The following is a 13290-nucleotide window of genomic DNA, read 5'->3' as shown; positions in this document are numbered from 1 at the left end:
TCTAGATTTAGAGTTCTTTTATTCTTTTAAATTTTACTTTTTTAGATTGCAATTCTTTGCCATCAATTATAATGGTTTTAAAGGTTACTTCTGCTAAAATAGAATCCTGAATTCTATTAGTTTTCGAAGTTGCATTATACAGTAGTTTCATACGCTGCGTTGAATCATTAGGTTTTGAAACAGGACCTTTAATTCTTAAATTATTTATTATAATTTCTGAATTAGTATTAACTGTTAAACTGTCTTCAGTAAAAGTTTTTAATTGAGATTTTAAAGACTCTCTAAATTCTGGGTGTTTTTGTATAAGAGTTAATACATCGTATAATTCTTGAAGCTTTTCAGTGGTTAACTCTTTGTGTTCAAAATATTTAGTGTCGTTAATTGTGTTTTCTGGAATATAGAACTCTTCACGCTCCATATCCATTCTAACACCTTCTGTAGTAGTTTCTATTTCACTAGAGCTCTTTGTAGCCTCATTTTTGCATGAAACCATAATGAATACAATAAAAACAAAGAGGATTTTTTTCATTTTACTATAAATTTTAGAGATTCAATCTTTCCGTTTTCTACAATTTTATCCAGAATTTCAATTTTTTTCAAACTTTTTGTAGGTATCGTTAACATACGAATAAACTCATCTTTAGAGTATAATTCAATATCCATATTCTGTTTAAAAAGTCTGTAAATTTTAGCATCACTGGCAATGAGTGCATCTAATTTTTTGATGTGTGCTTTCCAATCTTTAATATTACCATTTGCATAATAATGTAACATTAATGCATAATCATCTGGCTTTACTTTTACAATTTGGTTGTAGTTAGAATTTATATTTCTAATTATGGTATCTGTTTTATGGTAAGGCGATTGAACTACAAATGTTATTACATCGTTTTTTGTTTTAAATGAAAAACAACCCAAGCTATCGGTTTTATAATGCATTGGAGACTCGTTATCCTTAAGTATTTTTATATCTAAAGGAATAGAAGTTATATTTTCATTTTTAATAGCATCTATAAAGCAAAATTCGAAAGTATTTCTAGAGTCTATAGTAAATAGGAGAAGTAAAAGAGGTAAAGTTGCTAAGAACCATAATTTTGATGTTTTTTTCTTTTTAACTGAAGCGTCTATAACACTATTTTCGGCTTTAAATGCATTCCAATTTTTATAATCGACATAAGTGCTTAATAAGTTGAGAACATCTATTCTTGGTAATTTTTTTGGTTCATTTTTAATGTAGGTATAAAACCATTTTTCGCTAACCTTACCTTTCACTTTATCGAATAAATCGTTTTGAAACGCAACAATCTCTTCTCCTTTCCAATCCGAAATAGGAGAATTACAGCTATTATTCTTAGAAAAAACAACTTCAATTGTTTTTTTTAAGTGCTTAAAGAGATATTGGTCTTCATTATTCAAATTAGTATATGTGTCTAATAATTAGTGTTTTAATAATTGTAAAACGTTTTACAATGGCTTTACAAGAGTTTTTCAGAAGAAAAACAACTAATGGTAATAGGTTTGCTTTAGTAATTCTTAAAAATATAAAATTATGAAAGCAATGAGAGTAAAAAACGGATTAAAAATTTCAGTAATTATAGTGTTCCTATTCATGTGTGGATGTAAGCAAAATAATTATAAAGAATCAATAGCAACAGAGAATGTTGAAATTTCTGAAGACTATGCCATAGTTGAGGAAAAAGAAATGGTTTCTAAGTTAACATCAGACCAAACAAATATTCCTTTAGATTTAAAGATAATTAAAACAGCTTCTTCGAGATATAAGGTAAAAAATATAGAGAATGCTACACGTAAAATTAAAGCAATAGCACAAAAGCATGGCGCGTATATTTCGGATTTAAGATTCCAAAACGATTTGTACAAGAAGGAAAATAGATTCACTATTAAAGTGCCTCAAAAGTATTTTGATAGCGTTATGGATTCTGTAAACACAGTGGTAGATTTTGTAGAATACGAAAACATAACCACGAAGGATGTTACTGAAGAATATATTGATATAGAAACTAGACTTAAAACGAAATTAGAAGTTAAAGCACGATACGAAACTATTTTGCGCAAGAATGCAAAAACAGTTGAGGACATTTTATTAACAGAAGATAAGTTACGCATTATTCAAGAGGAAATAGAATCTGCTCAAGGACGTTTAAAATACCTAACCAGTAAAGTCGCTTTTAGTACAATACAAATAGACTTATACGAGTCTGTAGAGTATAAAACAGAGCCAGCAGCATATACTAAAACGTTCTGGGATAAAACTAAGCAAGGTTTAGCTAACGGTTGGTGGTATGTAGAGACTTTTACTATTGTATTAATTAATTTGTGGCCTTTATTAATTATAGGATTTTTTACTTTCTTTTTTGTAAGAAAACGTATTAAAAAATAAGAGATATATAATTTTATAAAAAATAGAATATTTGATTTGCAGATTCTCTATTTTTACACTCTAAAAATTACAGATAATGCAACAAACAACAAATACTATATTAATGATTCGTCCAGTCAGTTTTAGAATGAACGAACAAACAGCAGTAAATAATTATTTTCAAGAAAATTTAGATATACAAAACGCAGAAATTAATGCAAAAGCACAAGAGGAATTTGATGCCTTTGTAGATAAATTAAGAGCTGTCGGTGTTAATGTTATTGTGGAGCAAGATGATATCTTATTGGATACACCAGATTCAATTTTTCCTAATAATTGGATGAGTTTTCACGAAAATGGAAATGTAGGATTATATCCTATGTTTGCAGAAAATAGAAGAAAAGAAAGACGCGACGAGGTTTTTATACGTTTAGAAAAAGAAGGCTTTAAAATAAATAATATTGTAGATTATACAGCAGCAGAAGAAGAAGGTGTATTTCTAGAAGGCACAGGAAGTTTGTTATTAGATCGTGTAAATGATAAAGCGTATTGTGCATTATCACCAAGAGCAGATGAAGATTTGTTTATAGAATTTTGCGAAGATTTCGAATACACTCCAGTTGTTTTTACGGCAAACCAAACTGTTGAGGGTAAACGTATGGCAATATATCACACCAATGTAATGATGTGTTTGGGCGAAACGTTTGCAGTAATTTGTTTGGATACTATAGATGATAAAAAAGAGCGCAAAAATGTAATTAATAATCTTAAGGAGGATGGTAAGGAAATAATAAAAATTACAGAATCTCAAATGGCAAACTTTGCCGGTAACATGTTACAAGTAAAAGGTAAAGACAATAAATTATATTTGGTAATGAGTGAAGCTGCTCATAACTCTTTATCTCAAGCTCAAATAATAAGTATAGAAAAGCACTGCGAAATATTATCAAGTTCTTTAGAAACTATTGAAACTTGTGGTGGAGGGAGTGCGCGCTGTATGATGGCTGAGGTATTTCTACCGATGGCGTAGTTCAAGTATTTTCAGGATCTTCAGTTTTAGATTTAGGCAGCTCTACAAAAAAGGTGCTGCCTACATTTAATTCACTATCTACCCAAATACGGCCTTTATTTAATTCAACTAATTCCTTACAAATAGTTAAACCTAAACCAGTACCTATTTCGTTACTTGTGCCAACGGTACTAAATGTATTATTACCAAATAGTTTGTGTTGATTTTCTACAGTAATACCAACACCAGAATCTGCTACACTAATTATCGCGTTAGTACCACTTACTCTATTGGATATAGTTATAGTGTCTCCTTTTACACAAAACTTAACTGCGTTGGCTAGTAGGTTTTGTATAATTATCTCTATCATGCTTCTGTCTGCAAAAACAAAGTCGAGTACGGTTATGTCTCTTAAAACAATACCTTTATTTTGCATTTTTCGTTCTACTAATTTTACTTTTTCATGAAATACGTCCTGAATATCAAATAACGATGGTTTTGGCTCCAACGATTGCATTTGCGATTTAGACCAATTAAGTAAGTTAAATAATAGAAGAGAAGCATTATTTGCATTTTCACTCAATTCAGGGAGTAACGTATGGAATTCCTCTTGAGATAATTGACCATCTTTTAGTAAATCGATAAAGCCTTTTGTAGAGGTGAGCGAATCCTTTAAATCATGAGAAACAATAGAAAACAGTTTGTCTTTAACATTATTAATGCTTTCTAATCTCTTACTTTGTTCTAGGATAGCTTCGTTTTGTAATTTTATTTTTTGATTTTTATCCTCAAGGTCTTTAGTGTATTTTACTCTACCACTTCGTTTTAAATAAAATAAAACGAAGAATATTAAAACCACTGCAAATGCCGCTAAAACTGCGTAGAAGATTAACTTTAAACGATCAAGTTTCTTTTTACTTTCAGCATCATCTATTAGGTTAATTGAAGACGAGTTTTCTATAGGTGCTTTAGATTCTGTTATAGCTTCTTCAATTAAAGGCGCTTCCTCAATTAAAGGTGTTTCTTCAAAAGTAATGTCTTTCTGTTTTTGTTTTTCGGCGTCAAAGATTAATTTTACTTTATTGTATTCTCTTTGCCATGCAGATGCATTCTTTAAATTTCCTTTTGTAGAATCTAAAGATTTCATTAGCCTGTAACTTTCTAATAACTCAGGTTTATCGTCAATTTTTCTTCCTAAATATCCTGCTTCTAATAATTGTTCTTCTGCAGTTTTAAAATTACTATTTAATATATTTAATTCACCCAAATTATTAAGTGACTGTAATATACCTTGTTCGTTTTTTAGTTGCTTGTTAAGTTTTAAACCCTCAAATAAGTATGTTGTAGCAGTTTTGTATTCTTTAGTTTTTACGTACGCTCCGCCTAATCCTGGAAGAATATTAGCTTTAAGTTCATTGTTGTTGGTGTTAATATTAGCAAGTGCATTTTGGTAATGAAGTATTGCTTTTTGGTAGTCTTTCTTTATTAAATTTAATTTCGCTAAATTAACATTACATTCTACTATGCCAATAGTATTGTTAACATGTTCTTCAACCTCCAAATTTTTTAAAGCATAATCTATAGCTTTTTCAATTTCACCAGTATTTAAATAGGCTTTGGCTAAGTTTTGATAACTATAAGCTAAATCACTATACATGGCTCCTTTTTCTAAGGCATCAATACTATCGTGAGTATATTTTAAACCTTTTTTATAATTACCATGCTCAATTTCTAAAATGCCTAGTTGATTTTTTGCTCTAGCAAGTGCTAGTGTATCTTTAAGAGCGCTAAATAGTTCTTTTGCTTTGTTAAATTGGTTAAAAGCATTAATGTAATCATCTCTTTTATTAAAGATTAATCCTTTATAATAAGTAGTATATGCAAGTCCCTTTTTGTGCTTTAAATTCTCCGATAGTTTTTCGACATTTGATATATACTTTAAAGCACTATCATAATCCTTAGTTTCGTAGAGTAATTTTATAATTTGAAGAGAGGTTTCAACTTTCGAAGAGTCTAAATCTTGGAAAGTTAATTGTATACGCAAACTGTCCAATTCTTTTTCTTGAGAAAAAGCAGTGAAAGAAAGTATAAAACATAAAAGAACAATTAGTTTTCTCATAAGTACTTGTTGCGAAGCAACAAAAGTTAACTAAAGGTTTCTATGGTTTTGTAAAAGTTCTTTACGAATAGATTTAACCATTGGTTAGTTCGGGATTAATTTAAGTTGAAAAATAGCTTAGCAAAAATTAAAAAAAGCCTTCTATTATACTAATTTAATGGTTTTAAAGCAAAAATACTAGTTGAAATGATAAAGCTATAATACATGTATGTAAGATATCGATAAATAGGAAATGTAATACAAAAGCATTCGCTTTTTCGACGAAATGCATTTTACTGTTTTTTACTAAGAAATAAGGTGAAGAAATGGAGAATAAAAGTAATTAATATAACAGCAGTTATAGGTTTAAAAAAGAAGATTAGTTTCAAGGTTAACCCAAATCGATAAATCAAGAGATAATTAATTAAATTTAGGCAATATGTGCTATATTTGTGGGTCTAAAATTATAACTAAAATGAACCTTCAAGTAATATTAACAAAAGCCGTAAAACAAGCTATTAGCACAGTTTATAAAGCCGATTTAGAAACCGTAGAATTTCAAGCAACACGTAAAGAATTTGCTGGAGATATTACTATAGTTGTATTTCCAATGTTACGCGTAGTAAAAGGAAATCCCGTACAAATAGGAGAAGCTATTGGTGCATTTTTAGTTGATAATGTAGATGAAGTAAAGGCATTTAATGTAGTAAAAGGCTTTTTAAATATTGAAATTGTAGATGCGCATTATGTTGCTTTTTTCAATGCCATTAAAGATCAAGACACCTTTGGGTTTACATCTCCTAAACCAGGTGATAAAGCGGTTATGGTTGAGTATTCTTCACCTAACACAAATAAACCGTTACATTTAGGGCACATACGTAACAATTTATTAGGTTATAGTGTGGCCGAAATTATTAAAGCTTCGGGTAAGAAAGTTTATAAAACACAGATAATTAACGATCGTGGTATTCACATATGTAAAAGTATGTTAGCGTGGGAGCGTTATGGAAATGCGGAAACTCCACAATCTACTGGTTTAAAAGGAGATAAACTGGTTGGTAATTACTATGTAAAGTTCGACCAAGAATACAAAATAGAAATAGCGGCTTTAATTGCTGAAGGTAAAACTAATGACGAAGCAAAAAAAGAAGCACCTATTTTAATTGAAGCACAACAAATGCTTCAAAAGTGGGAAGCAGGAGATAAAGAGGTTGTTGCGCTTTGGAAAACCATGAACCAATGGGTTTATGCAGGTTTCGATGTTACTTATAAAAATCTTGGTGTCGATTTCGATACGCTGTATTACGAAAGCGAAACTTATTTATTAGGGAAAGAGTTTGTAGACGAAGGTTTAAAAACAGGCGTTTTCTTTAAAAAAGAAGATGGTTCTGTATGGTGCGATTTAACAGAAGATGGCCTAGACGAGAAAATAGTACTACGTAGCGATGGTACAGCGGTTTACATGACGCAAGATATTGGTACAGCAATACAACGTTTAAAAGATTTTCCAGATGTTGGAGGTATGGTTTATACTGTTGGGAACGAGCAAGATTACCACTTTCAAGTTTTGTTTTTAATACTGAAGAAATTAGGCTTCGATTGGGCTAAAAATTTATTTCATTTAAGTTATGGAATGGTAGATTTACCTAGCGGAAAAATGAAGAGTAGAGAAGGAACCGTTGTAGATGCCGATGATCTTATTGCAGACATGTCTGGTACAGCACAAGAAATTTCTGAAGACTTAGGGAAGCTTGATGGCTATAATAAAGAAGAAAAATTAGAATTATATAATACTATTGGTTTAGGTGCTTTAAAATATTACATCCTTAAAGTAGATCCTAAAAAAAGAATCCTTTTCGATCCTAAAGAGTCTATCGATTTTCAAGGTAATACAGGACCTTTTATACAATATACGTACGCTAGAATACAATCTATTTTACGTAAGGCCGAAACAACTTTAAAGAATGATAATGTTACTTTAAGTGCAGTCGAAGCAAATTATAAATTAGAAGATAAAGAAAAAGCAGTACTAAAACAATTACAACTTTTTCCAGAAATAATACAAAGTGCTGCCCAAAACTATAGTCCTGCTTTAATAGCAAATTATATATACGATTTGGTAAAAGAATATAATTCATTCTTTCAAAACTTGCCAATTGTAATGGGTAACGATAATAAAGCATCTATTGCTTTTAGAGTGCAGTTGTCTAAAACAGTTGGAAATACAATTAAAAATGCCTTTGGTTTATTAGGGATAAGTGTTCCTGAAAGAATGTAGGTTATTATATATATAAATGTAAAAATCCCAAAGCTTTTGAGTTTTGGGATTTTTTTTAAAGTTTCGTTTAACGGTTACGTATATGAAGTGTAGCGTGTAAAAAGACACTATCGTTTCGGATTATACACGAGCCGAATTTTTATTTTTTCTATTTATCTTTTATTTTTGTAAATATACAAAAACAAAAATTTGGCGGACTTAATAAAGAAGTAAAAACCTCTCGGAAAGCCTGTAATAGCTATGTTTTATATACATTGTTGTACATAGTGCTTTTCACGTTCTGCTTGGTTTTCCGATGTTTCTTATTTAGTTCGGAAGTGTGCGTTGGCAAGACATACTCTTTTACAATTTTTGGTGTGGCGTTGGCTGGTGCGAATTGCAAATGTGTATGGCTTTTAGCGTTGGCTATCTGTTTCTATATAATACTCTTGGTCTAGACCTTTTTTTTCTGTTTTGATTATCTCAATCAAGTCTAAAATTTTTGATTCCTGTATGCTGTCAATTTGGAAATTTATTTTTTGGTTGTCAAACCGTTCTCTATTTCCATTTTTTCTTAAAGTACCTTTAATATTTTCAGGAATAAAGAATGTCGATTTCCCCGATAAATGCTTTTTATATTCATTTAAGTAAATTCCAATTCCTGCGATATCGAAATCTCCAAAATGTAAATAATTATTTGGGATAGAATTCATCCATTTTATAAAATCTTTATTTTGGTTTTGAGGATAACGAGAAACAAACAAAGGATTTAGATTTTTAAATAAATATTTCTGTTCTTGAATTTGACTGAAATTTTTAGCATTCTCAACTCCTATAACTGTTATTTCCTTTGGAATTTTGAAAGATTCGAAATCATACACAAAAACAAAGCTTCCGTTAGTAGGATTGATGATTATGGTTTCATTATTCAGCTCAGCTTTTATAGAACTATAACTATTCACTAAAAAGCCTTTAAAGGCTCTCTCTTTTGATTTTTTAGAATCTGTTGTAATTTTTACAAGTTCTGCACGAGTTGAATTTTCATTTTCTAATGCTAAAATGTATTTATTCAAATTATTAATTTGCAATTGATTTGCTAAATAGGTGTGTAAATCCACTTTATTTATTAATTCTAATGACTTTTTGTGTTTTCCTTTTCGAGTTATAATATTCTCAGAAACTAAATCGTCAATTAATCTACTTTTTGCAGAGTGATTAGGAATAGATTCTCCGTTGATTAGTTGTACTAATACTTTTGCTATTTTTAATGTTAATTTCATTAATTAAGAACTTTGGTATTTACTTTAACCAATCGATTAATTTTTGTGATGTATTTTTTAGTGTTACTTTTAGATTGTTCTTTTGCAAGTTTATAGGTGTATTTATAATCTGTAGCATTTTGACTTGTTGGTGAACCATTAATTAGTAAAATATTTCTTTCGTTCGCAAATCTTAAAATCCCTTTAACATTATTTGGGTGAAGTCTTCCTATTTCATCCATCATACAATGTAATTTAAAGTCTTTGAATTTTTTAGAAGCACTATCTTTAAAAACGTTTAGAAGTAAAATGTTTATCATAGCCTTTACTAAAACATCTGTTCCCTCACTACCAACATTAGAAAGTTTTTCAACCCATCCAGAATCATTATCATTTTCTATTATTCTAAATTGTAAATCAAAAGACTCTGAGAGTGTTAACATTGTGCTTTTTGACTTTATTAATTCTTTGACAAGTTGTTTTAATAACTCAACAGCTTTTTGATTTTTTGAATTACTTTCTGACGAAGTAAAAAGATTTGATTCTCCTAAAGCAATACTGTTTTCATCGTTAAAATCTTTTATCTGAATCAACAACTTCACTATTGGATTAGAACTTTCTAAAGTTTTCATTTCCATTCCTTTGATAGCTTGAACAAAGTTTTTACCAATAAAATCATCGTTAATTTTTTTAATGATTTTCTCAATTTCTCCTTTTTTAGAGTTCAGTTCAGTTGTTTCTCTCCCGATTAAACGAATAATATGTGCAAATCTGTTATTTACACGTTTTTCATATTCGTTAATTTTATCCAATTCGATAAACTCTTTAAGTTCAGACGCAAAGTTTAAATATTCAATATCTTCATTTAATTTTACCTTAAAGCTAAATATATTCTGTTCGCTAAAATTACCTGTAAATGCATTTGTAGATTGTTGTAACTCTTTAAAAGTCTCGATTCCTTTATAGTGTTTGTCATTTATTTCTGCAATACTTGAGATAGCAGTTTTTGTCTCAATAATTTCTCTAATTGGCTCAGAAAAATACATATGAACGCTTTTATAGGTTTCTGATTTTTCTTTAAATTCAATAAACTTCTTTTCGTCATTATCAAATTCATCAATTTTAGATTGTATTGATTTCACAAAATCTTCTTGTTTAGAATATTTTGAATTGATTTTATTCAACTCAATTTTATGTTCATTAACTATTGAAGCTTGTTTTTTTTCTAAACTAGTTTTCTCAACTTTTAGTTGAGGCACTTTGTCAAAGAGTTCTCTTTTGTCTTTGTTGTACTCAATAACAATTGTTTCGTTCTCTTTTATATAATCTAAGTCATTTACTATATCGTTTAATCTATCATCAATTATATTGAGTCTTTTCGTGTCAGCTCCTTTGTTGTCTAATTCTGAGTTTTGTTCTTTTTTAAGCTCTTGAATACGTTTATCTGATACTTCTTTACTGTTTGATATAGAAGTTTTTATTTCGGAAATGGTATTGTTTCTGATTTCCTCTAAAGATTTAATTTCAGAATCCCGTTCCTTTTCTTTTAAGCTTGTTTTACGTCTTATTCCTTTCTTAATAAGTTCTAGGTTGTCTTCAGCTTTTAATTTCTTTGATGCAACCTCGTCTAAATCATTTTCTAATTTTTGTAAAATAGCTTCTTTTTCCGATTTAGCTTTTGAAATCCAGTCATCTAAATCAATCTTATTTTTCTTTAACTTTTCTTCGTTTTGGGATATTGTATATTCATTTTCTGCAATAACTTCTTTAAGACTATTTAGTTTTTTCTTAAATTTAGTTTTCAACTTTTTTAAACTATCCTCTTTATTTGCATTAAGTTGCTTAATAGTATTTTGAACTTTAACAATCTTACCTTTATATTCTTCAATTTCTTGATTGTATTCTTTGACAGTTTTAATACTGTTTTTTAAGGTGTTTAAGTTTAACTCTATACCAAATAGGGTAGAGGAAGTACTATCAATTAGTTTTGGGTTTAGCTCCGTGTTGAATAATACATTATCTTCATCAATTACTTTACCTATGGTGTTTTGCCAATTAGGAATATTATTGTCATTTAGCCAGCCATAAAGAGAAGATTTACTTTGTTGAATTTTGTTTTCAATTTTCTCGATTTCAAATGCTATTTTTTCACTTTTTTCTTTTTCTTTCTCAACTAATGAATTATTAATTCTTTCAACTTCTTTTGTCTCTAATTCCCATTCTTTACGAATTGTAGCTGTTTGATTTGTCGAATTTAGTATGATGCTTTTCGAACTTGAAACTTTATCTTCAAGTGTTTTTTTATCGTTTTTACTCTTCTCAATTTCGGTAGAGAAAAAGGTTTTATGTTTTAATTCTGATTTGTTTCTCTTTAGGCTATTTTCATTTTCTTTTATTTTTTCTAAAACATTATAGCCTTTATCAACTTCATCTTTGTTTTCTTCTTTAATTTGATTTATCAATTTTTGATAGGCATCAAATATTGAAGTCTTATTTTCTCCAAAAGCACGCTGTATTTTGTTGATTTCTGCGTTTTGCGTATTGGTAAACTCTTGTTGTTGATTTTGAATTTGGGAAATGAGAGCTTGAAATTTTTGACTAATTTCTGCGAACTTAGAGGTTAACAGATTTTTTTCGTCTCCTAAAGTTTTTTGCTCAATAGTTAAAGCATCTTTCTTGGTAACTTTTGAAATTATTTGATTGATATTTTTATTGTCATAATCAACCTTTTTTTCTTTTGATTTCGTTAATACTTTTTTGAGATAATCAATATTCGAAATTAACTTTTGTTCTCTTTTTAAATGAAGCTCTTTTAAGTTTTCTTTACTTTTATATAAGATAATTAACTCATTATTTTCTTTCTTGAAACTAGAGGATAAAAGTGGCTTTTCATTTTCTATGTGATTTATTCTAGATGCTAATTCATAAGCTAGCTCTTTCTTTTCCCTTTTTAGAAAATTGTACACTCTGAATCTATCAATAATTTTATCAGCTTGTTTCCTAACAACAATTTGCCCTTTTCTATTTTCTTTAAACCATATTTTAATATCGTTAATTTGAGTTTCAAAATCACGTAAATGATTTTTAGAATAATTCTCAATATCTATAACAAATTCCTCCTCATTTAGAGAATTTATTATAGTGTCTTTAATGAATTTCGCTTCTAAATTAGTATTGAGAAGTACGTTTTGAATAGTTCTTGGTATATTTTGATATTGCTTACTTTCTATTAAAGCATACTTTTTAAGTTCAGGCTTTAAGCCACTATTGTCTCCATAAATAATTCTACGAAAATCTTCATAACTTTTTATTAAATTTGTGTAATAAATCTCTTTACCAAAAGCATTTCTAATTTTATCCCAACTTTCAAAAGCTCTATTATCTTTATCGATAAATAATTCTCGCTTATACTCAGAATTAAAAAACCTGAATGCAACTTTTCCATTTACTCTGTAAGCTAAAACACAAAAAGGAATGTTGTCTTTTATAATTTCGTAAATAATATATGAGTTTTGATATTGAAAATAATAGTCATCAAATCCCTTTTTTTCTCTGGGTATCCCAAGCTTTGTTTTATTTGCATTGTAGAAAAATAGAATAGCACGAAGTAAGGTGCTTTTTCCGACACCTTGCGTTCCAATTAAGTGAACATTTCCGTCTAATTCAATTTCTGCATATTGTACAGATGCACTATTTATAAAAACTATTTTATTCAGGTATCTCATTTTCTATTTCTTCTGGAATATTAATAGTTGTTATAATGTCTTTCAAATAATTTAATGAGGTAAGTACTTTGTAAGTTTCAGAAATCTCATTTTCCAATGTTATAAAATTATCTTTTTCAAGTTTCTCAATTATTTTTCTTATTCTATCTGAGTAACTTTTTCTGTCAACACCTATTTTTTTTAATTGTTCTAGTTTGGTTTTTAAATCTGCATTATTTTTTAGTTGATTTACAATGTCTGATGGTGAAAACCTAAAGCCTACATCAAAAGAAGAATCAAAAGTCTTAAAAAAGTCTAGTATGTCAATCCAATTAAATGCTTTCTCTAGTTTCCTATCTAAGTCTGCATTATTTTCTATTCGACTGAAATAGAAATATTCATTGCCTTGTTCTAATATGTAGTTTATTTGATAAAAGTATTCGTATAAATCTTCAAAAGTTTCGTCATCTTCTAAAATCTTATAAAGTTTTTGAATGTCATCTTCAGGGCTGTTTGAGCAGATGAATTGTCCTTTGCGAAGGACGTCAAATATTTCAGATGTATATTTTGTAATCATTAAAAT

Annotated in this window: 9 protein-coding genes; 3 read left to right on the top strand and 6 right to left on the bottom strand. The window is 28.9% G+C overall.

Going from position 1 to position 13290, the window contains the following annotated elements; genetic code table 11:
- Positions 1-7 precede the first annotated feature (7 nt).
- Positions 8-529 carry a hypothetical protein gene (locus ASC44_RS17070; protein WP_152973365.1) on the bottom strand — a complete coding sequence of 174 codons (522 nt, stop codon included), beginning with the start codon at positions 527-529 and terminating at the stop codon, positions 8-10.
- Entirely contained in the window at positions 526-1416 is an 891-nt protein-coding gene (locus tag ASC44_RS17065; protein ID WP_055448824.1) for a hypothetical protein, read from the bottom strand. Before ASC44_RS17065 ends, ASC44_RS17070 begins: the two co-directional genes overlap by 4 nt.
- A 133-nt stretch (positions 1417-1549) precedes the next feature.
- On the opposite strand from ASC44_RS17065, the gene ASC44_RS17060 reads away from it, so the two are divergent.
- Complete coding sequence (locus ASC44_RS17060) at positions 1550-2401, top strand: DUF4349 domain-containing protein (RefSeq protein WP_055448823.1); 852 nt, start codon at positions 1550-1552, stop codon at positions 2399-2401.
- 76 nt (positions 2402-2477) lie between these two features.
- Positions 2478-3410: a citrulline utilization hydrolase CtlX gene (gene ctlX, locus ASC44_RS17055; protein WP_055448822.1), complete on the top strand. Its 933-nt coding sequence runs from the start codon at positions 2478-2480 to the stop codon at positions 3408-3410.
- Position 3411: 1 nt separating this feature from the next.
- On the opposite strand, the gene ASC44_RS17050 is transcribed toward ctlX, so the two are convergent.
- Positions 3412-5508, bottom strand: a complete 2097-nt coding sequence (locus tag ASC44_RS17050) for a tetratricopeptide repeat-containing sensor histidine kinase (RefSeq protein WP_055448821.1) — start codon at positions 5506-5508, stop codon at positions 3412-3414.
- A gap of 454 nt (positions 5509-5962) precedes the next feature.
- Between ASC44_RS17050 and argS the strand changes: the two genes are divergently transcribed.
- A complete protein-coding gene (gene argS / locus ASC44_RS17045; protein WP_055448820.1) occupies positions 5963-7765 on the top strand; it encodes an arginine--tRNA ligase in 1803 nt (600 codons plus the stop codon).
- A 395-nt stretch (positions 7766-8160) separates the two neighbouring features.
- Here argS and ASC44_RS17040 read toward each other — a convergent pair whose 3' ends face one another.
- From ASC44_RS17040 to ASC44_RS17030, 3 genes are read right to left on the bottom strand one after another with little or no spacing between them, the layout of a single operon-like run.
- Positions 8161-9024: a DUF7281 domain-containing protein gene (locus ASC44_RS17040; protein ID WP_055448819.1), complete on the bottom strand. Its 864-nt coding sequence runs from the start codon at positions 9022-9024 to the stop codon at positions 8161-8163.
- Positions 9024-12728 carry an ATP-binding protein gene (locus tag ASC44_RS17035; RefSeq protein WP_055448818.1) on the bottom strand — a complete coding sequence of 1235 codons (3705 nt, stop codon included), beginning with the start codon at positions 12726-12728 and terminating at the stop codon, positions 9024-9026. The genes ASC44_RS17040 and ASC44_RS17035 overlap by 1 nt, the downstream gene beginning before the upstream one ends.
- Complete coding sequence (locus tag ASC44_RS17030) at positions 12712-13284, bottom strand: condensin complex protein MksE (RefSeq protein ID WP_083476344.1); 573 nt, start codon at positions 13282-13284, stop codon at positions 12712-12714. Before ASC44_RS17030 ends, ASC44_RS17035 begins: the two co-directional genes overlap by 17 nt.
- Positions 13285-13290 lie beyond the last annotated feature (6 nt).

Source organism: Lacinutrix mariniflava (assembly GCF_001418015.1).
Lineage (GTDB): Bacteria > Bacteroidota > Bacteroidia > Flavobacteriales > Flavobacteriaceae > Lacinutrix > Lacinutrix mariniflava.
The sequence above is the reverse complement of the archived record's forward strand: the minus strand, read 5'-3'. Positions and strand labels throughout refer to the sequence as shown.

Bases quoted from the DNA above. Each gene is read 5' to 3' on its own strand.
- ASC44_RS17040 (WP_055448819.1), bottom strand. From the start codon at position 9,024: ATGAAATTAACATTAAAAATAGCAAAAGTATTAGTACAACTAATCAAC.
- ctlX (WP_055448822.1), top strand. From the start codon at position 2,478: ATGCAACAAACAACAAATACTATATTAATGATTCGTCCAGTCAGTTTT.
- ASC44_RS17035 (WP_055448818.1), bottom strand. From the start codon at position 12,728: ATGAGATACCTGAATAAAATAGTTTTTATAAATAGTGCATCTGTACAA.
- ASC44_RS17030 (WP_083476344.1), bottom strand. From the start codon at position 13,284: ATGATTACAAAATATACATCTGAAATATTTGACGTCCTTCGCAAAGGA.
- ASC44_RS17060 (WP_055448823.1), top strand. From the start codon at position 1,550: ATGAAAGCAATGAGAGTAAAAAACGGATTAAAAATTTCAGTAATTATA.
- ASC44_RS17050 (WP_055448821.1), bottom strand. From the start codon at position 5,508: ATGAGAAAACTAATTGTTCTTTTATGTTTTATACTTTCTTTCACTGCT.
- ASC44_RS17070 (WP_152973365.1), bottom strand. From the start codon at position 529: ATGAAAAAAATCCTCTTTGTTTTTATTGTATTCATTATGGTTTCATGC.
- argS (WP_055448820.1), top strand. From the start codon at position 5,963: ATGAACCTTCAAGTAATATTAACAAAAGCCGTAAAACAAGCTATTAGC.